The sequence below is a fragment of the Xenorhabdus bakwenae genome (assembly GCF_030272115.1).
GTDB classification, from domain to species: domain Bacteria; phylum Pseudomonadota; class Gammaproteobacteria; order Enterobacterales; family Enterobacteriaceae; genus Xenorhabdus; species Xenorhabdus bakwenae.
In genome coordinates, this window is sequence record NZ_CP119194.1 from 2,190,621 (window position 1) to 2,215,856 (window position 25,236).

Annotated in this window: 17 protein-coding genes and 2 pseudogenes; 6 read left to right on the forward strand and 13 right to left on the reverse strand. The window is 45.2% G+C overall.

Features of this window, described 5'->3' with window-relative positions:
* Nucleotides 1-7: 7 nt before the first annotated feature.
* The 4 genes and pseudogenes from PXH59_RS11180 to galE form a co-directional block, all read right to left on the reverse strand.
* A complete protein-coding gene (locus PXH59_RS11180; protein ID WP_434223316.1) occupies nucleotides 8-229 on the reverse strand; it encodes an O-methyltransferase in 222 nt (73 codons plus the stop codon).
* A 163-nt stretch (nucleotides 230-392) separates the two neighbouring features.
* Nucleotides 393-1,545: pseudogene (gene galK, locus PXH59_RS11185) on the reverse strand (galactokinase); the annotation flags it as partial.
* A gap of 33 nt (nucleotides 1,546-1,578) precedes the next feature.
* Nucleotides 1,579-2,649, reverse strand: a complete 1,071-nt coding sequence (locus PXH59_RS11190; protein WP_285811747.1) for a UDP-glucose--hexose-1-phosphate uridylyltransferase — start codon at nucleotides 2,647-2,649, stop codon at nucleotides 1,579-1,581.
* Between the two features lie 72 nt (nucleotides 2,650-2,721).
* Nucleotides 2,722-3,741: a UDP-glucose 4-epimerase GalE gene (galE, locus tag PXH59_RS11195; protein WP_285808375.1), complete on the reverse strand. Its 1,020-nt coding sequence runs from the start codon at nucleotides 3,739-3,741 to the stop codon at nucleotides 2,722-2,724.
* A gap of 146 nt (nucleotides 3,742-3,887) precedes the next feature.
* On the opposite strand from galE, the gene PXH59_RS11200 reads away from it, so the two are divergent.
* From PXH59_RS11200 to PXH59_RS11210, 3 genes are all read left to right on the forward strand, one after another.
* Entirely contained in the window at nucleotides 3,888-4,643 is a 756-nt protein-coding gene (locus tag PXH59_RS11200) for a 4'-phosphopantetheinyl transferase family protein (RefSeq protein ID WP_285808377.1), read from the forward strand.
* 84 nt (nucleotides 4,644-4,727) lie between these two features.
* Complete coding sequence (locus PXH59_RS11205) at nucleotides 4,728-5,099, forward strand: type II toxin-antitoxin system HigB family toxin (protein ID WP_047767630.1); 372 nt, start codon at nucleotides 4,728-4,730, stop codon at nucleotides 5,097-5,099.
* Between the two features lie 3 nt (nucleotides 5,100-5,102).
* The gene (locus tag PXH59_RS11210) at nucleotides 5,103-5,576 is read left to right on the forward strand and encodes a helix-turn-helix domain-containing protein (RefSeq protein ID WP_053014209.1); all 474 of its coding nucleotides are present in this window, start codon (nucleotides 5,103-5,105) and stop codon (nucleotides 5,574-5,576) included.
* A 188-nt stretch (nucleotides 5,577-5,764) separates the two neighbouring features.
* On the opposite strand, the gene speB is transcribed toward PXH59_RS11210, so the two are convergent.
* Nucleotides 5,765-6,691, reverse strand: a complete 927-nt coding sequence (gene speB / locus PXH59_RS11215) for an agmatinase (protein ID WP_285808380.1) — start codon at nucleotides 6,689-6,691, stop codon at nucleotides 5,765-5,767.
* A gap of 244 nt (nucleotides 6,692-6,935) precedes the next feature.
* Nucleotides 6,936-8,840 carry a biosynthetic arginine decarboxylase gene (gene speA / locus PXH59_RS11220; protein WP_285808381.1) on the reverse strand — a complete coding sequence of 635 codons (1,905 nt, stop codon included), beginning with the start codon at nucleotides 8,838-8,840 and terminating at the stop codon, nucleotides 6,936-6,938.
* A 678-nt stretch (nucleotides 8,841-9,518) separates the two neighbouring features.
* Here speA and metK point away from each other — a divergent pair.
* Nucleotides 9,519-10,673, forward strand: coding sequence for a methionine adenosyltransferase (gene metK, locus PXH59_RS11225; RefSeq protein WP_047767623.1), 1,155 nt, complete (start codon nucleotides 9,519-9,521; stop codon nucleotides 10,671-10,673).
* 175 nt (nucleotides 10,674-10,848) lie between these two features.
* On the opposite strand, the gene PXH59_RS11230 is transcribed toward metK, so the two are convergent.
* Nucleotides 10,849-11,196: a DUF6694 family lipoprotein gene (locus PXH59_RS11230; protein ID WP_047767621.1), complete on the reverse strand. Its 348-nt coding sequence runs from the start codon at nucleotides 11,194-11,196 to the stop codon at nucleotides 10,849-10,851.
* Nucleotides 11,197-11,800: 604 nt separating this feature from the next.
* Here PXH59_RS11230 and PXH59_RS11235 point away from each other — a divergent pair.
* On the forward strand, nucleotides 11,801-13,285 hold the full coding sequence (locus PXH59_RS11235) for an aldehyde dehydrogenase family protein (protein ID WP_285808382.1): 1,485 nt from the start codon (nucleotides 11,801-11,803) through the stop codon (nucleotides 13,283-13,285).
* 68 nt (nucleotides 13,286-13,353) lie between these two features.
* Here PXH59_RS11235 and PXH59_RS11240 read toward each other — a convergent pair whose 3' ends face one another.
* The 6 genes and pseudogenes from PXH59_RS11240 to rlmD all read right to left on the reverse strand — a co-directional run bounded on the left by PXH59_RS11240 (nucleotide 13,354) and on the right by rlmD (nucleotide 22,788).
* Nucleotides 13,354-14,739 carry an SLC13 family permease gene (locus tag PXH59_RS11240; RefSeq protein ID WP_047767617.1) on the reverse strand — a complete coding sequence of 462 codons (1,386 nt, stop codon included), beginning with the start codon at nucleotides 14,737-14,739 and terminating at the stop codon, nucleotides 13,354-13,356.
* Nucleotides 14,740-15,092: 353 nt separating this feature from the next.
* A complete protein-coding gene (gene eno, locus PXH59_RS11245) occupies nucleotides 15,093-16,394 on the reverse strand; it encodes a phosphopyruvate hydratase (RefSeq protein ID WP_047767615.1) in 1,302 nt (433 codons plus the stop codon).
* Between the two features lie 117 nt (nucleotides 16,395-16,511).
* Entirely contained in the window at nucleotides 16,512-18,149 is a 1,638-nt protein-coding gene (pyrG, locus tag PXH59_RS11250; protein WP_285808383.1) for a glutamine hydrolyzing CTP synthase, read from the reverse strand.
* A 247-nt stretch (nucleotides 18,150-18,396) separates the two neighbouring features.
* Complete coding sequence (gene mazG / locus PXH59_RS11255) at nucleotides 18,397-19,188, reverse strand: nucleoside triphosphate pyrophosphohydrolase (protein ID WP_285808384.1); 792 nt, start codon at nucleotides 19,186-19,188, stop codon at nucleotides 18,397-18,399.
* A 17-nt stretch (nucleotides 19,189-19,205) separates the two neighbouring features.
* Entirely contained in the window at nucleotides 19,206-21,440 is a 2,235-nt protein-coding gene (gene relA / locus PXH59_RS11260) for a GTP diphosphokinase (RefSeq protein WP_285808385.1), read from the reverse strand.
* Between the two features lie 9 nt (nucleotides 21,441-21,449).
* Nucleotides 21,450-22,788, reverse strand: a pseudogene (gene rlmD, locus PXH59_RS11265) (23S rRNA (uracil(1939)-C(5))-methyltransferase RlmD).
* A gap of 53 nt (nucleotides 22,789-22,841) precedes the next feature.
* Here rlmD and PXH59_RS11270 point away from each other — a divergent pair.
* Nucleotides 22,842-25,226, forward strand: a complete 2,385-nt coding sequence (locus PXH59_RS11270; RefSeq protein ID WP_285808386.1) for an ATP-binding protein — start codon at nucleotides 22,842-22,844, stop codon at nucleotides 25,224-25,226.
* Nucleotides 25,227-25,236: the final 10 nt, after the last annotated feature.

Here is a 25,236-nt window from a genome sequence, read left to right on the forward strand (position 1 = left end):
AATTCCTCTATTCGATATTGTGTTGAGCCACTTCAGCTACATGGGGATCTTTTTCCAATGTCAACATTATCCCATCATCAGGCAATCCTTTTGCCATATATTGGGCGCTATATCCTCCCAATGTACCAATTTCGAGAATACGTCTTGCGCCACTCATTTGTACCATCATCATCAAAAACTGCCCTTGCAGCGCAGAAACATTAATAGCTGGCAATCCTTGAGCGGACATATGTTCAAGTGTTTATTCCAGGTGCGGGGATTGAGGTAACAGGGCTTGTTTAAGATAGTCGTCAACGTCTGTCCACTGTTGCTGGCGTGCTGCTAGCTGTGCATCGGAACTCATGATCATATTCCTTTCATTGTTAAGGTTAAGTATTGAGAGAACATATCATTTAGAAAAAATAATCTCGACGCTCTCTCTTTTGCTTATTCCAGTTGGCTGACACCTTTTTCAAACCTGTCTTAGCCTCATATTGTTGCTCAATCGCCTTTTCCACATTTTTCACCAAATCAGGGGGAACCAACGCCACCACACAACCGCCTCCTGTCATACGGACACCACCATGATCGCCAATCACGTCTTTGACTATTTCCACCAGCACATCTATTTCACGGACAGTAATGTCAAAATCATCACGCATGGAAATATGCGATGCAGCCATAAGCTGACCAAGACGAAACAAATCACCCGCATTCAAAGCATCAGCCGCCAGTTGAGTACGCAAATTTTCCCTGATCACATGGCGAGTCCGTTTGACAAGCAATGTATCGAGCAACGCTTGTTTAGCATTGAACTCCTCAAGCGTGATATCACACAACATATTCACTCCCAACAAATGGGCGGCTTCTTCACATTGCTGCCTGCGCATATTGTATTCGCTATCCACCAACCCCCGTTGTTTATTGGAATTGATGATCATCACAACCACGTTATCAGGCATACGTACAGATTGCGTAGCCAACGTAAAGCAGTCGATCAACAAGGCGTGACTTTCTTCCCCACAAGCAGAAATTAACTGATCCATGATGCCAGAATTACAACCAACAAATTGGTTTTCTGCTCGCTGTCCACTCAACGCAATCATTTTGGGACTAATATCAAGCTGATAAAGCGATTTAATGGCTTGCCCAACCACAACTTCCAACGACGCAGATGAACTCAAACCCGCACCTTGTGGAATATTGCCACTAATAGCAAGATCCATACCGCCAAATGCATAACCGCTTGCCACCAGAGCACTCATCACACCACGGATGTAATTTGCCCATATTTTTTCTGACTGAAAGAGAATTGGCTGGCAAAGATCAAATTCATCACACTGATTATGATAATCAACCGCTATCACCCTGACCCGCATATCCCGACGTTTAGCGGCCGCAACCACTGTCTGGAAATTAATTGCGCAAGGCAAGACAAAACCACCGTTGTAATCCGTATGCTCACCGATAAGATTCACCCGTCCCGGTGCCTGAAAAAAAGTGCGTTGGAGAAGAGTTAAAGCATGTATTAAAAGATTCAGTGACGTTTTGGACTAAAGTTTGCGTCTCTTTTCCCCCAGAAACGTTTCTTAGCGGAAATCAGCGTACCTTAAAATGAATGTCGCTGACATCCCGTAACCGCTGGGCAGCCTGTTCCGGCGTTAAATCACGTTGGGCTTCCGCCAACATTTCATAACCCACCATAAACTTACGGACGCTGGATGACCGTAATAACGACGGATAAAACAGTGCATGTAATTGCCAGTGATCAATCTTGTGTTTTTGTGATTTAAGATTGGTATCGCATTGATGCTCGAAGAAAGGCGCAAAATGCCAGCCCATTGAATAGGGAAAAGCGCATTGAAACAGGTTATCGTAGCGACTGGTCAATTTTTTAATCGCTACCGCCAAGTCATCACGTTGTGCTTGCGTCAGTTCATTCATGCGACGGATATGACTTTTCGGCAATAGCATAGTTTCAAATGGCCATACCGCCCAATAAGGTACAACTGCAAGCCAATATTCGGTTTCCACGACCGTGCGTATACCGTCTTTGCGTTCAGCCTCAATATAATCCATCAACAAATTAGATCCTTGCTGGTGATAATACTGCCGCAACAATTCATTTTTACGCACCAGCTCATCCGGCAGGAAATCACTGGCCCAAATCTGCCCATGAGGATGAGGTTGAGAGCACCCCATCATTTCGCCTTTATTCTCAAAAATCTGGATCCAAATATAACGCTGGCTCAACTCTTCAATCTGCGCATTCCATGCATCAATGACACGACGGATTTGCTCCAATGGCAGCTCCGGCAATGTCTTGCTGTGATCAGGAGAAAAACAGAGTACCCGACAAACACCACTCACTGGCTCAATTTTAAATAATGGGTTATCGGTAGGATGAATATCAAAGCGTTCCGGTAACAAGGCAGAATAATCATTCTGGAATATATAGACGTCCTGATAATCTGGATTGATATTACCTGAAGCGCGGGTATTGTTCGGGCATAAAAAACAGTGTTCATCGTAATCTAGCAAGGTAACGTGGAGAGGTTTTTCATCGATGCCACTCCACGGTCGTTCTGTTCGGTGTGGTGAAACAATAATCCATTTACCCGTCAAAGGATTGTATCGCCTGTGTGGACGATCAACAGAATTGAATCGTATCTTTGACCTATTGGATACCCCTTGTTTTCACCACACAACGCTTACAGAAAGCCAAACGTTTTTTGCTGTTTCTTACTTCGCTTTATAGCCATTGGGATTTTGAGACTGCCAACGCCAGGCATCCGCCGTCATTTCCACGATAGTCCGATTTGCTTTCCAGCCCAGCTCTCGCTCGGCTTTCTCCGGGCTTGACCAACATTCGGCAATATCTCCCGGACGGCGTGGACACATTTCATAAGGAACTGGCTTGCCGCAAGCACTACTGAACGCGTCTACCATTTCCAGTACGCTGGTGCCTTTTCCAGTACCCAAATTGTAGATATGCAATCCCGCTTTCTTACCAACGGCATTGAGGGCCGCGATATGCCCGTCAGCCAAATCCATAACATGGATATAATCGCGAACGCCAGTGCCATCGGCTGTTGAATAATCATTGCCATACACGGACAGTTTCTCCCGACGGCCTACCGCAACCTGGGCAATATAAGGCATCAAATTGTTGGGAATTCCCTGAGGATCTTCCCCCATCGTGCCGGAAGGATGAGCACCAACTGGATTGAAGTAGCGCAATAACACCACAGACCAATCGTTTTCTGCATGATGGAAATCAGACAGACAGCGTTCAACCATAAACTTACTGGTGCCATAAGGGTTAGTGGTATTACCTACCGCAGACTGTTCAGTAATAGGCACAACATCCGGATCACCATATACCGTCGCGGATGAGCTGAAGATGATGCTTTTTACCCCCGCTTTACGCATACTACGCACCAGCACCAGCGTTCCATTGACATTATTGTCATAATATTCGATAGGCTTGGCGACGGATTCCCCAACCGCTTTCAAGCCGGCAAAATGAATAACTGACTGGATTTGGTGGCAGGAGAAAATAGCATCAAGGAATGATTCATCTCGAATATCCCCTTCATAAAACAGTGGCTGCACTCCCGTCAATGCCTCAATGCGCGCCAGAACTTCATGATTGGCATTGCACAGGTTATCGATGATGATCGGCGTCATTCCAGCTTCAATCATCTGAACACAAGTATGGCTACCGATATATCCCATCCCGCCGGTTACTAATATTTCCACAACAACCTCTTTTCAAAAATGGTAATAACGAGGAGTATAAAAAGAGTTAGTACGTTAGTGAACTAAAATTAAGATATGGCAAAATCAGACCATAAACATTTTTAATTGATCCGCTCTCTAATAATCGCAGCCGATAATAAAAAACCATGATGAAAAAAATAACTTTTACTCCTTTCCTTACATCTGCTCAATCTACTGCCATAAATGATCCTTTTTTTACAGACGTACAGGCAGGTACGCTGTCAGAACACCCCGATCTTCATGTCATAAAAACTTATTTTGACCCGTCTTGCTATCGGGATGCACTATTTGACGAATATGGCATTACCTACCCAAGCCAATTACAGAATGCAGTGAATAAACGACGAGCGGAATATCTGGCTGCCCGTTATTGCACTCAACAGGTTTTAAACCGTTTGGGTTACTCTGGCTTTCAGGTAACCAATGCCCAGGATCGCTCCCCAATCTGGCCTGACAATATTTGTGGTTCGATTTCTCATTCAGCCAGCTGTGCTATTGCCTTAGCGGCTTCTTGTAATCAATACCGAATAATGGGCGTAGATATCGAGCAGGAGATTAAGTCAGATACCATCAAAAGTGTTTCATCCAGCATCATCACTGACAATGAAGTGAAATTACTGACAGAATGTCCATTCCCTTTTGCACAGGCATTCACGCTTGCGTTCTCCATCAAAGAAAGTTTATTTAAGGCACTTTATCCCCACGTAAAACGCTTCTTTGATTTTCATGCGGCTGAAATTACGTCAATTAATTGCAGCGATTACGCCATAAGCATAAAACTACTGCAAACATTATCTGATGAGTATCGAGCGGGTTCGCAATTCCACGGAAATTTTGCCTTAATGCCGCAGCAGCAAGTGTTGACGTATATTGTGCAGTGATATGCTTTATTTGAAAAAAAAGCGAAGCCTAAATTTTTTCAAACATTGTAAATATCGCAAATTGCGATATCATAAGGAAGTGATATGCGAGTTATCACGGCAAAAGTCATCATCGAAGCGATGCAAAAACATGCTCAATGGAAAGTTGGGTTAAAGCTCTGGTTGGATGTTTTTGATAAAGTATCTTTACGGTTTGAATCTTATGCTCAAATCCGTGAATTATGGCTTAAAACATCGACATGGAATGTTGATCGTATACCTCACGAATTACTGGAGGCAGGAAGCAAAAAAGGGCCGTTAGATATTTATCTATTTGATATCCATAAAAATAAATGCCGCATTATCACATGGCTTAATCCCAGATCAGGCACTTTTTACATTAAAGATGTTTGCCCCCATACCGAATATGATAAATGGTGGCGTAAGCAGACTAAATCAAAACGATCAAAAAGGTGAAGCATGAGAAAAACATCACTCGTTACTGATAAAAGGATTGATGGACTCATCGAAATTTTACCCCAAATGATGCAGTCAATATCTGAGCAAATCAGCCCGCTGGCACTTTTGTTCTCAGCCTGTATTGAGCCTGTAGAAAATGATGAAGATCTGAGTGCCCGCATGGCACTGATTGATGAGTTATACTCATATGCTGAAAATACCGAACATACCGCAGCAAAGTTCGCTGATTTTATCACCGATCGTGTCTATGAGTACGAAGCTAAAAATCGCCAAGTCCCCAATGTTACTCCACGTGAGGCATTGAGTTACTTGATGAAAGAAAGAGGCATAAGGCAGCTTGATCTGCGTGACATTGCAAACCAGAGCGTCATATCAGAGATACTGCATGGAAAACGTTCTATGAACATTGGGCAAGTAAAAGGCTTTGCCAAATTCTTTAACGTTCCTGTTGAAACCTTTATGGGTTCAGACTGAGAAAAAACTACATTTCTAGAGACACACTCAAATTAAAGGCTCACCTTTAGATGAGCCTTTATACGCGATAAACTTCAAGTTGCCATCCGCCAGACGGCGTGAAGCCTTATATTTCCCCGCTGCGCGGGGAAATATAACACGCATCTTGAAGCTGGATTGGTATAAAATCAATTTATAAGATTAATGCATTAAAGAGCTTTCTTTGATGCCTGTAAATACAGCAACTCCAGCCCAATTGTGGCGGCCGCCAATGCCGTAATTTCAGATTGGTCATAAGCCGGTGCCACTTCCACCACATCCATTCCAACAATATTCAATGGTTGTAAGGCACGCACTATTTTCAATGCCCGATCTGACGTCAATCCACCAATCACCGGCGTTCCTGTCCCTGGTGCAAATGCCGGATCAAGGCAATCAATATCGAACGTCAGATAAATCGGCAAGTCACCAACCACCGTTTTAATCTGCTCAACAAGATCATCAACACCGCGATCATTAACCTGACCAGCATCTAATACAGTGAAACCATTATCCGTATCATGTTCAGTACGAATACCTATTTGTACTGAGTGGTGAGGATCTATCAGCCCTTCATTTGGCGCATGGTAAAACATCGTACCATGATCAAATTGACTGCCATTTGGATAAGTATCTGTATGGGCATCAAAATGGATCAGCGCCATTTTGCCAAAGTGTTTTGCATGGGCACGTAACAGTGGCAAAGTGATAAAGTGATCACCACCAAATGACAGCATATGCTTACCCGATGCCAGCACTTTTTCAGCATGTGCCTGCAACTTATCACTCATATCCTGGGCATCACCGAAGCTAAATACCAGATCCCCGCAATCCACCACATTCAGGCGCTTGCGTAAGCTGAAGTTCCACGGCCAACGGCTGCTTTCCCATGCCAGATTAGTCGATACCTGACGAATGGCAGCCGGCCCGTGGCGGCTACCCGCGCGTCCCGATGTTGCCATATCAAAAGGAATGCCGGTAATCACCCATTCCGCATCACTGGAATAGGGTTGAAAGTTCAACGGAAAACGCAGGAAGCCAAAGGCATTTGAAACCAAAGAATTATCAATTTGGTTTCCTAAGGAGCTAATACTCATGATATATCCTCAAAAGTCCCATACTGGCTTATTACCAATCTCCAATAATTGGCAGTAACAAGTAACACAAGGGCTTATTTACACTATACCCATCCAACTTCAGATGCGTGTTATATTTCCCCGCGCAACGGGGAAATATAAGGCCTCGCGGCGTTTTGCGGATGGCAACCTGAAGTTTATCGAGTTATTATACAAAACACATGATCAGGAATGACTATTGATACAGATTAATGGCTAATCAGGATTACTCATCTTCCAAATAGGTGTAGCCATACAGGCCACTTTCAAACTCTTGCAAGAATTGTTCCTGCAAATTGTCATCCAGATCAGTCGATTTCACTTGATCACGGAAACGGGTCAATAATACCTGCGGATCCAGTTTGACATATTGAAGCATATTGGCGACAGAATCACCTTCCTCGCTCTGCTTATAAGTCACTACGCCATTTTCTGCAACATAAACATCAATGGCAGCCGTATCACCAAACAAGTTATGCATGTTACCCAAAATTTCCTGATAAGCTCCAACCATAAAGAAACCAATCAGTGGCGGGTTTTCTGGATCATAAGCGGGCATTGGCATCGTTGTTGCCACACCATCACCATCAACATAGTGATCAATTGTACCGTCAGAATCGCAGGTGATATCCAACAAAACAGCACGACGATCCAGCGGTTTATCCAGACCTTCAATTGGCAAAACAGGGAAAAGTTGATCAATCCCCCACGCATCCGGCATTGACTGGAACAGCGAGAAATTCACGTAGAATTTATCTGCCATGCGTTCCTGTAATTCATCAATGATCGGACGATGGGCACGGTTGCTTGGGTCAAGGTCTTGCTGAATGTGGCGACAGATATTTAAATACAGTTCTTCCGCCCACGCACGTTCTGACAGATCCAACATACCGTGAGCATACTGGGTATGGACATCATGCAGATCAAACTGGCTGTCATGCAGCGATTCACGCAGGGAACGGCGGCTACTGTCAGATTGCATCTCCAGCCAGGTTTCCCACAAACTGGTCAGAGGGCGCGTCGCACCTTCTGCCGGCGGCGTAGTTTGAGTAAATTCATTGTGCTCTACCCCAATAACATTGGAGACCAAAACGGTATGATGGGCGGTCAATGCCCGGCCGGATTCCGTAATCACTGTTGGGTGAGGCAGGCCATGTTCTTCACATGCATCCCCAATGCCCCAAATAACGTTATTCGCATATTCATTCAAACCGTAATTAACCGAGCACTCAGACTGGGAGCGTGTTCCTTCATAATCGACACCTAGACCACCACCAACGTCAAAGCACTGGATCTTGACGCCCAGTTTGGACAATTCGACATAAAAACGGGCAGATTCACGCACCCCCGTTGCCACATCACGGATATTCGCCAATTGGGAACCCAAGTGGAAATGCAGCAATTGCAAGCTATCCAACCGCCCAGCTGAACGCAATCTTTCAACTAATTGCAATACCTGCGCGGCAGCCAATCCAAACTTCGATTTTTCACCGCCACTGGCCTGCCATTTACCAGACCCCTGGGATGCCAAACGGGCCCGAACGCCCAAACGTGGGATCACATTCAGGCGCTTGGCTTCTTCCAGTACCATCTCAATTTCAGACATCTTCTCGATAACCAGATACACCTTGTGTCCCAGTTTTTCACCGATCAATGCCAGACGGACGTATTCGCGATCCTTATAACCATTACAAACAATCACCGTACCTGTCATGCCTGCATGAGCCAACACGGCCATTAATTCCGCTTTGGAGCCTGCCTCCAATCCAATCGGTTCATCAGCATTTGCCAATGTCTCAATGACACGGCGATGCTGATTGACCTTAATCGGATAAACAAGGAAGTAATCTCCTTTATACCCATAAGATTCACGTGCCCGTTTAAACGCGGCATTAATCGAACGCAAACGATGTTGCAAAATCTGGGGAAAACAAAACAATGCCGGCAACCGCAATTGTTCTTTTTCTTCCTGAACTTTCTTCACCAGAGTGACGAGTTCAATTTTAGCTCCCGGTAAGTCAGGGTTTGGGAAAACACTGACATTACCCAGATCATTGACATAGTAATAGCCGCCGCCCCAGTATGCGATGTTATAGGTCTGTCGCATTTTGCGAGCGATATTATCATTCATGGCAGTCTCCTTCATGGAGTCGAGATTTGCCTTCGCCTGTAAGGTCAATGACCCAAGACACTATTTTATCGTGCGTATCTTGCGCATTAAAAAATGTCAGGGAACAGCATGCTCTTAGATTATAGGAACGTTTAGAGAGGACTAAACAATATATTTACTGTGACTCATAATGATACCAACTCAATATTACCTGCTGCTTATATACTGCAAGTAACTATGCTGCGGGTAACATCGAAATGACTGCATATTTAAAAGGAAGGAACAAGATGTGGATACATCAATGGCATAATGTGGCTGTTGGCCGTTAATAATCAACAGATAATGGTTCATAACCCCATTCACCCCCACATGGCTTACCCACCGCAAGCCGTTTCTCAATTGAGAAGCAGGACATGTGTACATTTCCTGCAAGCGCCCGTAACTTCAAGTACAAAAAAAATGACTTATGCTACGCGCGCAGTTTATACCTGTAATCCAGCAAAATTGCAAAATGCAATTTACCTAAATAAGGCCGAACATCCCTCATACTTTTTAGATGGTGAAGCAAAAATGTCACACAATGGAAGATAATTAGAATTAAAAAAACTGGTAACCTTAGCAAGAGTGACTTAAAATAGCCGTCTAGACGGTAAAACATCCGCCATTAATCCAAGATTATATTTAAGGTAATAAAATATAATGACTACACATCTTTTTACTTCTGAGTCTGTCTCAGAAGGACATCCAGACAAAATTGCCGATCAGATTTCCGATGCCGTCCTTGATGCAATTTTAAAACAGGATCCTAAAGCTCGCGTGGCCTGCGAAACTTATGTTAAAACAGGCATGGTCATGGTTGGTGGTGAAATCACGACCAGCGCTTGGGTTGATATAGAGGAAATTACTCGCAGTACAGTACGTGAAATCGGCTATACCAGCTCAGATATGGGGTTTGATGCCAACTCATGTGCAGTTATCAGCGCCATTGGTAAACAATCTCCAGATATCAACCAGGGTGTTGACCGTACAGATCCTCTGGAACAAGGTGCAGGAGATCAGGGCTTGATGTTTGGTTATGCGACCAATGAAACTGATGTTCTCATGCCAGCACCTATCACTTATGCACACCGTTTGGTTGAGCGTCAGGCCGAAGTTCGTAAAAACGGCACCCTGCCGTGGTTGCGCCCTGATGCAAAAAGTCAGGTCACTTTCCAGTACGAAAACAACAAGATTGTTGGTATTGATGCTGTTGTCCTTTCAACCCAACACAGCGAAGATATTGCTCAAAAAGCACTGCATGAAGCCGTGATGGATGAGATCATCAAACCGGTATTACCTGCTGAATGGCTTACCCCGATGACCAAATATTTCATCAACCCAACAGGTCGTTTTGTCATCGGAGGGCCAATGGGTGACTGTGGTCTGACTGGCCGTAAGATCATTGTTGATACCTATGGTGGTATGGCTCGTCACGGTGGTGGCGCATTTTCTGGTAAAGATCCCTCCAAAGTTGACCGTTCGGCAGCCTATGCCGCGCGTTACGTTGCCAAAAACATCGTTGCGGCAGGTCTGGCTGATCGCTGTGAAATCCAGGTTTCTTATGCCATCGGTGTTGCAGAGCCAACATCTATCATGGTGGAAACGTTCGGTACGGAGAAAGTCCCAACTTCCACACTGATTCAACTAGTCCGTGAATTTTTTGATCTGCGTCCTTATGGCCTGATCAAGATGCTGAATCTGTTACACCCCATTTATCGCGATACTGCGGCTTACGGTCATTTCGGTCGTGAACAATTCCCGTGGGAAGCAACAGATAAAGCTGAAATTCTGCGCTCTGCGGCAGGCTTGAAATAAAGGCTTTGCTAACCTATGAAGCCCGCAAATACTGCGGGTTTTTTTATGATCAAAAGTACGGTATTCAGCCGTAATAAAATCCGTTAGCGTTAGCGTTACCCGTACATTCTGTGTGCAGTAAGGCATTCACTTAATTCTCGTTGTTCTGTTGGAGGCAACTTAATAAGATATATACTCATTTTTTGTGCATGCTGGCCGCTTTAATTTTCTCTGCATCGTCAATAACTTGATCGGCTGTTTTCCCATGAAGGGATTGAAAAAATTTCTGTTCCAATTTTTGTATATCTGCATGTTTGATATTTCCATTCTTGTTATCCTTGAACAGATCATCAAAGTCGATATTATTGATCATGACAACATTTAATGCGTCATCAAATTGTAATCTTTTATCTTCTGGTAAAGTATCTCTGATTTTCTCAATGGATGTTTTTACAGCGATGTCATTTGTTCCATCAATTTTGAGTTGATTATCACACCCAGTCAATGCAAATCCTAATAAACAAATCGTTAACAATTTTCTCATGATCAACCCCGCGATTACCGATTAAAGTAATCATAGCAAGAATGTGAACATATAAATCGTTTTAAGAAAAATTTTTATTATCAAATTAGGAATATTTATAACTTTATTATTGATTACTTTATGTAATTGAAGATAATCAATATACATATCGAATTCATTTGCTGAAATATTGAAATATCAATCTGCTATTCCTGATATCACTTCCTATAAAAGGATAAACCATGTTTAATATTCATTACCCATAAAACGTTTTCTGTCCGCGTTATTCCTATTACTCCCCATATATACTCGATAAACTTCAAGTTGCAATCCGCAAAACACATCTTGAAGTTGGATTAGTATATACTCGATAAGCTTCAATCTAACGTTAGAATAAAACAAGAAGATATAACATGCCGTTATTACTCTCAAAAAATATATTCCACTAGAAAATCATATTCTATGTAGTTTTTATATGTCGCGCATTTAACTATCAAGGTTTATATTTATTGATATAGCTCTTTTATATTTCAGTTCAGCTTTGCTCAAAATTAAGAATTAGTCTGATAATAAGTTGAGAATATATATCCTAGCATACCTCAAACCAAAGTACCCGGAGAATATAATGAAAAAACTACATGATATCGAAAAAACATTGTTGCCTTGTACATCTTATAAGATGCTGATTAATGGTGAGTGGCGTGATAGCGTTTCAAAAAATACGATACAAAGCTACAACCCTGCAACCGGTGAATTGTTGACAGAATACGCAGCAGGAAATGCCGAAGATGTTGAACTTGCCGTCAAGGCTGCCCAAAAAGCGCTGCCAGCATGGAGCAAAACATCCGCAACGGAGAGGCAATCGTTATTACTGAAAATTGCCGACTTGCTGGAAGCCGAAGCCGAACGTTTTATTGTCCTTGAAACATTGGATGGAGGTAAAACCCAGTCGCTATGTCGTCATTTCGATATTCCTTTTTCTGTTGATCATTTCCGCTACTTTGCCGGCGTTATCCGTGCTCATTCTGATACGACTGATGTCATCGATAATGACACACTGAGCTTAGTCATCAGAGAACCCATTGGCGTAGTCGGGCAAATTATTCCGTGGAATTTCCCGCTATTAATGGCTGCCTGGAAACTCGCGCCTGCCCTTGCTGCCGGTAATACTATTGTTATCAATCCTGCCAGCCTGACTCCAATCACGCTGCTTGAATTGGGGCGTATCATGAATCAAGTTTTACCAGCAGGTGTTGTCAATATTGTTACAGGGCGTGGCTCAGTGGTAGGCCAGGCAATCCTCGACCATGACGGCATTAACAAAGTCGCCTTTACTGGATCAACAGAAGTCGGTTACAACGTTGCCGCAGCTGCGGCGAAAAGGCTTATTCCGGCCACGCTGGAATTGGGAGGTAAATCGGCTAATATCGTTTTCCCTGATGCCAACATGAAAAAGGCCATCAAATATGCAGCCAATGCAATTTTGCTGAACCAAGGGCAAGCCTGTGAATCCGGTGCCCGTCTGTTCCTGCATAAAGATATTCATGATGAATTCCTGAATTCACTGAAAACAGTGTTTGAATCAATCAAAGTGGGCGACCCGATGCTGGCAGAAACAGAAATGGGCTGCCAGGTCAGTGAAGAACAGATGAACACTATTTTAGGTTACATCGACCTCGCAAAACAGGAAGGTGCAACCGTTTTGACTGGCGGAAAACGCATAACCGGGGCAGGATATGATGATGGCTTCTTTATCCAGCCGACGATCCTGACCAATGTCACCAATAAGATGCGGGTGGCGCAAGAAGAAATTTTCGGGCCTGTACTATGCGTCATTCCGTTCAGTAACGAAGAAAACGTTATCGAAATGGCCAATGATTCCGAATATGGCCTGGCAGGTGCCGTATGGACGCAGGATATTAACCGTGCCCTGCACATCGCCAAAGCAATAAAAACAGGCCGTATGTGGATCAACACCTATCATGAATTGCCCGCTCACACTCCTTTCGGTGGTTATAAGAAATCAGGACTTGGGCGTGAAACCCACAAGATGATGCTGGATGCTTATACAGAAGTGAAAAATATCTATATCAGCACCAAAGAAGAGTAACACAATCGCCACCTGCAAGGGTGGCGATTTTGAGCATGGCTTATTTAAACATTAAGAGTCAGAAGGAATTACAACCAGAAAAACCAGGCAATCGCAGAAATAATGGCAATACATACCAAATTCAGCACTATGCCTACTCTGACCATTTCAACTTGTTTGATATAGCCGGTGCCATAAACAATCGCGTTAGGGGGTGTTGCAACAGGTAGCATAAATGCACAGGATGCCCCGATACCAATTATCATGGTCAAAACCATAATCGGCATTCCCAGCGCTTCTGCAACTGTGGCAAAAATAGGTACAAGTAGCGCGGCGCTTGCAGTATTACTGGTAAATTCTGTCAGGAAGATAATAAACGTAGCAATCGCAATGATGATCACAAACCAAGGGCTGGCACCGAAAGCCTCCGCCATCCCATTTGCCATAACTTCACTGGCACCGGAATTTTTCAAAACGGCACTCAACGTCAGACCACCACCGAACAGCATCAATACGCCCCATTCAGTGTTATTTTGAATCTGCGACCATGTTGATACCCCAGTGATACCAATCAGGATAGCGGCACTCACTGCAATAATCGTATCCAGATCTTTGACACCGCCGAGTGCATCACTAATCAATGAACTGAAAATCCAGCACACTACGGTTAGCAGGAAAATGCCCATGGCAATAACACGCTTACCATTCCATTCCAGGTGCTCCAATTCCAGATCAAATTTGTGGTTCAAATTTGGGCGTAACATGAGGTACATCACCCCAATCATGACTGGCATAAGAACAATGACCATTGGTACGCCGTATTTCATCCATGTAAAGAAATCCATACCTAATTGTGCGGCAGCGATAGCATTGGGTGGGCTACCTACCAATGTCCCCAAGCCACCGATGCTGGCGCTATAGGCAACACCAAGCAACACAAAAACAAAGGTATTGCGCTCAGTACGTACATCCAGATTCGCCAGAATACCGAGGATCAGTGGTAACATCATGGCAGCAGTTGCCGTGTTGCTTATCCACATAGAAAGCAGGGCAGTAATACCAAATATCAGCAATACCGCCACAGATAAACGCCCACGGGCAATCATCAACAGACGATTAGCGATTAATCTGTCCAAGCCTTGGATATGTAGCGCTGTTGCCAGTGCAAAGCCACCGAAGAACAAAAAGATTATCGGGTTGGCAAAAGATTTCAGTGCATCGCCGGTATTCATCAATCCCATGCCGACCGCCAGAATAGGAATACACAGCGCAGTAATGGTGACATGAATGGCTTCCGTTAACCATAACACGCCAACAAATACCATTAATGCCAAGCCCGTATTTGCTTTTTCCCCATAGGGCAAAAACTTAAGCAATATCACAAGCAAAATGATGTCCAGCGCGAGAATAATTAAGCCTCTTTTATTTGAGGGTGTAGGCCCAATCGCTGGGGTTAAAGATTCAGAAGCGTCCATGAAGACTCCATAAAACAATGAAACATAACTCTGTAATGTAAAAAGAATAATTGATGAATCATTGTCACAAATGTTAAAGAATTACATTACAAATGAAATAATAAGGAGTATTAACAAGGAATAAAATACGAGTTGTATAATTTTGGGATCTGCTACGCGGGATTTGTCTGGCCACTGCATTATTGTTCAAAAAAAAGAACTGAATTTCTGTTGTTATATCACACTTTCATCCTGCACTTAAGATAAGTACCGGCATAAAAAATAAAATTTTCTTTCAATAAGAAGGCGAAAGAGACGACTCCCTTCCGCCAAAACATAAATAATTTTTATTTTTTAAAGGAAAAAACCGACAATTATGCCTGGCCTTTCACTTCTTTCAGACCGTTGAAAGGAGCACGATTACCCAGTGCTTCTTCGATACGGATCAACTGGTTGTATTTAGCAACACGGTCAGAACGGCTCATAGAACCCGTTTTGATTTGACCCGCAGCAGTACCCACCGCCAGATCAGCAATAGTTGCATCTTCAGTTTCACCGGAACGGTGAGAAATGACCGCAGTGTAACCTGCCTCTTTTGCCATCTTGATGGCAGCCAGAGTTTCAGTCAACGAACCGATCTGGTTGAACTTGATCAGGATGGAGTTTGCAATACCTTTTTCGATACCTTCTTTCAGGATCTTGGTGTTAGTTACGAACAGATCGTCACCAACCAACTGGATTTTGTCACCCAACACTTTAGTCTGGTAAGCAAAACCTTCCCAATCAGATTCGTTCAGGCCATCTTCGATGGAAACAATTGGGTACTCTTTGGTCAATCCTTCCAGATAATGGGTGAATTCCTGAGAGGTAAAAGTCTTGCCTTCGCCTTTCAGTTCATAGTTACCCGTTTCTTCGTTATAGAATTCAGAAGCTGCACAGTCCATCGCCAGCGTAATATCTTTACCCAGTACGTAACCCGCTTTCTCAATCGCTTCTTTGATTGCCGCCAGCGCTGCGGCGTTAGATTCCAGGTTTGGCGCATAGCCACCTTCATCACCCACCGCAGTGTTCATGCCTTTAGCTTTCAGCACTTTTGCCAGATTGTGGAATACTTCGGAACCCATACGTACAGCTTCTTTCAGTGTGCTTGCGCCAATCGGCTGGATCATGAATTCTTGAATATCGACGTTATTATCTGCGTGCTCACCACCGTTGATGATATTCATCATTGGCAGAGGCATGGAGAATTTCCCCGGAGTGCCGTTCAACTCAGCGATGTGCTCGTAGAGAGGCATACCTTTAGCTGCGGCTGCGGCTTTGGAGTTCGCAAGAGAAACAGCCAAAATCGCGTTAGCACCGAAGTTAGATTTGTTTTCAGTACCATCCAGCTCGATCATGATCTTGTCGATGTTAACCTGATCTTTCGCATCCTGACCAACCAGAGCCTGTGCAATTGGGCCGTTAACCGCAGAAACGGCTTTTAGTACACCTTTCCCCATGAAACGAGATTTATCGCCATCACGCAGCTCCAGCGCTTCGCGGGAACCGGTTGATGCACCTGATGGCGCAGCAGCCAGACCAACAAAGCCCCCTTCCAGGTGTACTTCTGCTTCTACCGTTGGGTTACCACGGGAGTCGATGATTTCACGGCCAAGCACTTTAACGATTTTGGACATTAGGTTTTCCTCAGTACAAGTTAAATTACGGGCAACGGATTAAAAATAAAACTATTTCCTTAAATAGTGATGCCCTTAAAAGCAAATTAGCTTAATTTCAATCCATTGCCCCATATCTTATTTCAACTGGCCTTTCTGATATTTGCCGGCAGCTTCGACAAAGCCGGCAAATAGCGGATGACCATCGCGGGGCGTTGAAGTGAATTCCGGATGGAACTGACACGCCACGAACCACGGATGCGCTGGGTTCTCGATGATTTCCACCAGTTTGTTGTCGATTGAATGGCCAGCAATGCGCAAACCTGCATCTTCAATGCGTTTCAACAGCAAATTATTCACTTCATAACGATGGCGATGACGTTCAACAATGTCATTCTGACCATAAAGTTTATGTACCAGACTGTTTTCAGTCAGACGGCACAATTGGCCACCAACGCGCATCGTCCCGCCGAGATCGCTCTCTTCGCTACGTACTTCTACGTTGCCGTTCTCATCACGCCATTCGGTGATCAGAGCAACAACCGGTAACTTACATTCAGGATCGAATTCAGTGGAGTTAGCCCCTGCCATTCCCGCAACATTGCGAGCGAATTCAATCAGAGCCACTTGCATACCCAAACAGATGCCCAGATAGGGAATTTTGTTTTCACGGGCATAACGTGCGGTCATGATCTTACCTTCGATACCACGGCCACCAAAGCCACCGGGGACCAAAATCGCATCCAGACCTTTCAATACGCCAACACCGCGCGTTTCAACATCCTGTGAATCGATCAGCTTGATATTGACTGTCAGGCGATTTTTCAGCCCACCATGTTTCAGCGCTTCAATCACTGATTTATACGCATCAGGCAGTTCAACGTATTTGCCCACCATCCCAATGGTCACTTCACCCGATGGGTTGGCTTCTTCATAAATGACCTGTTCCCATTCGGACAGATCCGCTTCCTGGCATTCGAGGCTGAATCGTTTACAAATATAATCATCTAAGCCCTGAGATTTCAAGAGGGCTGGAATTTTATAAATGGAATCAACATCTTTTAAAGAGATAACCGCTTTCTCTGGAACGTTACAGAACAGCGCAATTTTTGCACGCTCATTGGACGGAATAACGCGGTCTGAACGGCAGATTAATACGTCCGGTTGGATACCAATCGACAGTAATTCTTTCACGGAATGCTGGGTCGGCTTCGTTTTCACTTCACCCGCGGCGGCCATATAAGGCACCAGCGTCAGGTGCATGAACAGCGTGTTTTCACGACCGACTTCCACCGCCATCTGACGAATAGCTTCAAGGAATGGCAAGGATTCGATATCACCGACAGTACCACCGATTTCCACCAACACAACATCATGGCCTTCTGCGCCACGGATGATACGGTCTTTGATTTCATTGGTGATGTGAGGAATAACCTGAATGGTTGCCCCCAAATAATCGCCACGGCGTTCTTTGCGCAGCACTTCAGAATAGACACGGCCTGTTGTGAAGTTATTGCGGCGTGTCATTTTGGTTCGGATGAAACGTTCGTAATGACCTAAATCAAGATCAGTTTCAGCGCCGTCTTCGGTAACGAAAACTTCCCCGTGTTGGGTTGGACTCATTGTGCCTGGATCGACGTTGATATACGGGTCCAGTTTCATAATGGTGACATTGAGTCCACGGGCTTCGAGTATAGCCGCCAAAGAGGCTGCGGCAATGCCTTTACCCAGAGAGGATACGACCCCGCCGGTCACAAAAATATAATTAGTTTTCATGCTGAACCTGAAAGTTTAGGTTTAAAAGGATGATGAATATAACAGGACGGGAAAGCAGTATACCCTAACCTTAATTTCGCTACAAACCATCTAAACGGGGTAAGATGCCACATAAATAGCAGCACGGCGAAACAAATACCCTTCTTTCTCTTTAAATTCATTAAGTTATTGGTATGAAATTTTTTCATCCGCCGCAGGTTATTCAGCCGTTTAAGCGACTTCCTTTTCGCTATTTCCATCTTCTTCGCTATCCCTTCTGACTTTTCACTCGCTGCCACATCGCTTCCATTTCATCTAATGTAGCCGTTTCCAGTGACAATCCTTTGTCGAGGATCAATTTTTCGACATGACGGAAACGGTTTTCGAATTTCCGGCAGGCTTTTTGTAGTGCAATCTCCGGCTTATGCCCCAAATGACGGGATAAATTAACCACCGAAAACAGTAAATCTCCCAACTCTTCTTCCAGTCGATCTTTATCAACCACCGCCTGCTTCGCTTCGTCCATGACTTCATCAATTTCTTCATAGACTTTGTCCAGCACAGGACCAAGAGTATCCCAATCAAACCCGACCGAAGCGCAACGTTTCTGGATCTTATAAGCCTTCATCAAGGCCGGCAGACTGGCGGGAATATCATCCAGCACCGAATGCTGATCTTTTTCAGCCCGTTCTGCGGCTTTGCGTTGTTCCCAACTGCCTATCGCCTCTTCGCCGCTGATACCGGCTTGTTGATTGAAGATATGGGGATGGCGGCGCTCCAGTTTGTCACACACCGCCTCACAGATATCGTCAAACTCGAACTGTTGCTGTTCCTGCGCCATTTGGGCATAAAATACGATATGAAACAGCAGATCCCCCAGCTCTTCTTTTAGGGCGCTGACATCATTGCGCTCAATCGCATCAAGCACTTCATAAGTTTCTTCCAGAGTATAAGGGGCAATCGTGGCAGAGGTTTGTACTTTGTCCCAAGGACAGCCATCCTGGGGATGGCGCAACTGCGCCATTATTCCCTTCAGTCGTTCAATAGCATTCGGTTTCATCTTAATCCATGTCTTAATCAATGACCGTGCAAGCGTCTGGCTTCAATCACATCAGACAACTGATTGAGCTTCGCCAATACCCGCCCAAGCACTTGCAAGTTATAAATTTCAATGTTCATATCAATGGTGGCAAGCTGTTGCTTAACATCACTACGGCTGCTGACGCCCAACACATTAATTTTCTCATTGGCGAGGATGGTCGTGATGTCACGCAATAATCCACTGCGGTCATTGGCAACAACGCGTACCACCAGTGAATAGCCGCTGGAATAACTCTCCCCCCACACGGCATCGACTATCCTTTCCGGTGAACTGGCTTCGAGTTCCGCCAACTGATCACAATCAGCACGGTGGATGGAGATCCCTCGCCCGCGTGTAATAAATCCAATAATTTCATCACCGGGGATAGGCTGGCAACAACGGGCAATGTGGTGCATTAAGTTACCTACCCCTTCCACGACAATACGGCCATTATTTTTGCTGGTATTACGGGGCGTATAGGTTTTGTTCTCCAGATTGCGAAGCGCTTCGCGATCTTCTTCTTCCGCCGTAATTTTATTGAATTTGCTTTGCAGGAAATTCACTAACTGGTGAATGCGGATATCACCAACGCCAATGCCCGCCAACACTTCTTCCAACGTGTGGACATTATAACGGGCAATCAGCTCTTTCTCTGCTTCCTTGACCGTGATCCCCAGATGGGCCAGTTCATTGTCCAGCATCTGGCGGCCGGCAATGATGTTTTTGTCACGATCTTGCTTACGGAACCAATTGTGGATTTTGGCGCGGCCACGGCTGGTCGTCACATAGCCAAGGTTAGGATTTAACCAGTCACGGCTTGGATTTGGTTGTTTCTGGGTAATGATTTCAATCTGATCACCCATCTGAAGCTGATAGCTGAATGGTACGATACGTCCGCCAATTTTTGCCCCAATGCAGCGATGGCCGACATCACTGTGAATGTGATAAGCAAAATCCAACGGCGTGGAGCCGATTGGCAAATCAATCACATCTCCTTTTGGCGTAAAGACATAAACGCGATCGTCAAACACCTGACTGCGCACTTCATCCAGCATTTCGCCGCTATCCGCCATCTCTTCCTGCCATGCGATCAGTTTCCGCAGCCAGGCAATACGGCTTTCATAACTATCGGATTTACCACCAATCGCAGTGCCTTCTTTGTATTTCCAATGCGCCGCGACGCCAAGTTCTGCATCATCATGCATCTGACGAGTACGGATCTGGATCTCAAGCGTTTTACCATTCGGTCCCAAGACGACGGTATGAATCGATTGATAACCATTCGGTTTCGGGTTGGCAACGTAATCGTCGAATTCATCCGGCAAGTGACGATAGTGAGTGTGCACTATTCCCAGCGCTCCGTAGCAATCCTGCAAACGCTCGACAACAATCCGCACAGCGCGCACGTCAAATAGTTCATCAAAGGCGAGGGATTTTTTCTGCATTTTGCGCCAAATGCTGTAAATGTGCTTCGGACGCCCGTATATTTCAGCACGGACGCCCTCTTTCAGCATATATTTACGCAAAGTCGTTACAAATTTCTCGATATACTGTTCACGATCAATTCGGCGCTCATGCAGTAACTTAGCAATTTTCTTATATTCATCGGGATGCAAGTAGCGGAAACAGAAATCTTCCAGCTCCCATTTGAGCTGCCCAATTCCCAGCCGGTTGGCAAGCGGAGCATAGATATTGGAACACTCTTTGGCAGCCAGCACCCGCTCATCTTCACTGGCCTCTTTCACTTCCCGCAAATGGGCAATGCGTTCCGCCAGCTTGATAATCACACAACGAAAATCTTCCACCATCGCCAGCAGCATCCGGCGAACATTATCGACCTGTACCGAGCAAGTCGCATCGGTATGAGTGGCTTTCAGTTGGCGAATGGCATCCATGTCCAATACACCATGCACCAGATTCGTGATGCCCTTGCCAAATGTTTCTGTCACGGTTTCGCTATCGAGTAGTCCGGCATTAAGGATGGGAAAAAGCAGCGCAGCACGCATACTGTCATTATCCATGCTCAATGTGGACAGGATCTCCACCATTTCCACACCGCGCCATAGCAACAGCTCCGCATTAGGGTGACCCTGGACTTTTTCGTGACAATATCGCCAGGTTTCAACCAACTTTTCACTGGATTGTGGGTTAGTAATGTTTAAACTCGCGATCCACTTATTGACCGCAAATTCACCTGCCGGTGTGAGATGCGCACTTCTTACCGCAACCATAATTTCTCCCTACTCGATACCCATTGGCTCACTGCTGAACAGCGCCATAGACTCTAGATGGCCTGTGTGTGGAAACATATCCAGCATCCGCACACTGACAAGATGATAACCCGCCTCCAACAAGACCTTGCTATCCCGCGCGAGTGTTGTGGGGTTACAGGAAACGTAAACCACTTTTTCAGGGACCAATTTTACAATATGTGCCATAACACCCGCCGCACCAGCGCGGGCGGGGTCCAGCAGCACTTTATTGAACCCTTGTGCGGCCCAAGGCTGTTGGTGAATATCCGATTCCAGATTTTCATGAAAAAAAATCGACGTTATTAAGTTTATTGAGCCGGGCGTTATATTGCCCGCTCACCACCAGTTCAGCAACCCCTTCCACACCCACGGTTGCCTGTACTTTCGTGGCGATCGGCAGGGTAAAATTTCCCATGCCACAAAACAGATCCAATACCCTGTCTGTTGATTGTAAATCCAGCCACGCCAACGCCTGTGCAACCATTTGTTGGTTAACGGCATCATTCACCTGAATAAAATCTTGCGGGCTGAACACCAATTTCAATCCATTCACCTGATACCACGGTGCGGTTTGCCCTTCCATCAAGGGTTCAAGGGATTTTTCATCACCAAGCAGATAAATAGCGACATTGTACTGCACCGAAAAAATACGCAGTGTTTCCTGATCTTCCTGCTTAAGTGGATCAAGATGGCGCAACACGACGAGTGGCCCACTCTCAGCCAGAACCAATTCCACATGCCCTAAGCGTTTTACTGCATACAGGCTATTCAGGCACAGGTACAGCGGCTGCAATAATTGTTCTAATTCAGGACGCATAACAGGACAGCGTTTAATATTCACCAAATCGTTGGTCTGACGCTGGCGAAATCCCATAAACAATGTCTGTTGTTTGGCGTGATATTGCAGGCCGAGCCTGGCCCTGCGCCGGTAGCCATATTCCGGGCTGCGAATGATGGATTCGGCACTGATGCTAATTCCGGTTTCCCGTTGGATCAGGTGTTCCAGTACACTGGCTTTAGTTTTAACTTGCAGCTCAGTGGCAACGTGTTGTTGTTGGCACCCGCCGCACACTTTAAAATGTGGGCAGTGAGGTGCTACGCGCTGCGGGCTATCTGAGAGCCTTTTCACGACCTTAGCTTTAGCAAATTGCCGTTTTTCTTCTGTCAGTTGGATTTGTGCCTGCTCACCCGGCAATAATCCTGCAATAAAAATAGTTTTTCCCTGATGACGAGCAATGCCTTGCCCTTGTGCATCAAGGTTATCTGCGGTAACGGAAATAATGCCCCGGTTTACGGAACGACGATTTGGGGAGTAAAATTGCACCATGATTCTGACTGACGTTGAAAAATTGAGTTCTGATTTTCCCACAATGGACGCTTATGACCAAATATAGCCTACGCACCCGTATGATGAGCCTGATATTGGTTCCTGTTTTACTGGTCGGAACGCTTGTGAGTATATCATTTATCTCATACCGCTATTACGAGTTAAAGAGCCTGATAGTTCGCAGTGGGATCAGCATTATTGAACCCTTATCCATCGCCAGCGAGGTTGGCATTAATCTGGACAATTGCCAGCAAGTTGACGCACTGATAAACAGCCTGCACCGCCGAAACTCTGAAATTGTCAGGGCAATTGCGATCTTTGATAAGCATAACAAGTTATTCGATATTTCGAATGACAAGTATGATGTCAATCGCTTGAGGCTCACTGCCAACGAAGCCCTGCCCACAACCTTGTCCAAAACGGAATACGGCAACAGTATCATCCTGAAGATGCCAATTATTTCAGAAACCGCTTCCCCTAATCCCTGGAACACGTCCACCAGCGATGCGCTGCCGGTTGGCTATATCGCTATTGATTTAGACTTACGCGCCGCCCAGCTCCAGCAATACAAGGAGATTGCTACCTCCATCGTTCTGCTGATTCTGTGTCTTGGAGGAACAGCACTGTTTGCCCATGTGCTGGTGCGCAAAGTCACCCAGCCCCTGAACTGCATGGTTGAAGCCGTTGATCGTATCCGGCAGGGACAACTGAACAGCCGTGTAACAGGCGCCATGCCTGGGGAGTTATCCGCACTCCAGAATGGTATCAACACCGTGGCAGAATCGCTCTCGAAATACAAAGATGAGATGCAGCTTCATATCGATCAAGCCACTTCCGACCTGCAAATTACGATGGAACAGTTAGAAATTCAGAATGTTGAACTGACTATCGCTAAAAAACGTGCCCAAGAGGCAGTCAGGATCAAAACGGAATTTCTGGCCAATATGTCCCACGAATTACGCACGCCGCTTAATGGCGTCATTGGCTTTACCCGCCAGATGTTAAAAACTCCCATTACACCACAGCAGATGGAGTATCTGTATGTCATTGACAGATCAGCCAATAACCTACTGAAAATCATCAATGATATTCTGGATTTCTCACGGCTGGAATCCAATAAACTGGTATTGGATCAAGTCCCTTTTTTGCTAAGGGATACCGTCAATGAAGTTATCGAACTGCTAACACCGGCTGCCAACGCGAAAAATCTTCCCCTGCATCACCATATTGATGAGAAGTTACCCAATTTGATGATTGGCGATCCTATTCGCTTACAGCAAATACTGACTAACCTGATTGGTAATGCCATTAAATTCACGGATAAAGGCTCTGTCACGCTGGATATCAAATTACGCCAGCACCACCACCATCTTGTCCAGATCGATTTTACCGTGACTGATACAGGTATCGGTATCAAACCCGAATACCGTCCGATTCTGTTCCAGGCCTTCAATCAAGCAGATGCCAGCATTACCCGCCATTATGGGGGAACCGGACTGGGATTAAGCATCACTAAGCGACTGGTCAGTGAAATGAAAGGAGACATTGACTTTACCAGTGAAGTCGCTAAAGGGACGGTATTTTACTTTGATATCTGGCTGGAAAAAGAGGCGTATTCATTCGGGTCATTGCCAGAACATCGGCCAATCTGTTCTGCATCATCGCGTTTACCCATGACCGTTATGGCAGTAGACGATAATTCCGCTAACCTGAAATTGATCGGTACACTGCTGCATGAACTGGTTGAAAATACCTTTCTGTGCAGTAATGGCATGGAGGCGCTGGAAATAGCGAAACAGCATTCGCTGGATCTGATTTTGATGGATATTCAGATGGCAGATATGGATGGTATCCAAACCTCTGAGCAGATCCGACAATTGCCCCCGCATAAAGAGACGCCGATTGTGGCGGTTACAGCCTTTGCCTGCCACGAGGCGAAGAATGCACCGTTTATTGACTGTCTTTCCAAGCCCTTGGATGAAAACTGCCTGAAAGTATTGCTGAATCAATATTGCCCCCGGAAAAAACCACACGCTATTGACTGGGAGATGGCGTTAAAGCAAACCGCCGGCAAAGAATCATTGGCGCGGGAGATGCTGGAAATGCTGGTAAAATCATTGCCCGACATGAAGGGAATGATTAAACAGGCTTTAACCACCGATGGTGAAGCAATCCGCAAACACTTTCTGCATCATGTCCACCAACTGCACGGCAGTTGTTGCTATAACGGTGTTCCTAAACTGAAAGCCATTTGCGAATTGGTTGAAAAACAGCTGCAACAAGGGGTTACCCTAACTGATCTGGAGCCAGAATTGCTGGAGTTTATGGATGAGATCAATCACGTCATAGCAGCCACTCCTGATGTACTTGAGGCGACAGTCCTGAAAGTGCCTTGTACCGTTGCTCTTGTGCATGATGATTTAAACGCGATGGGGTAATGTGAAGAAT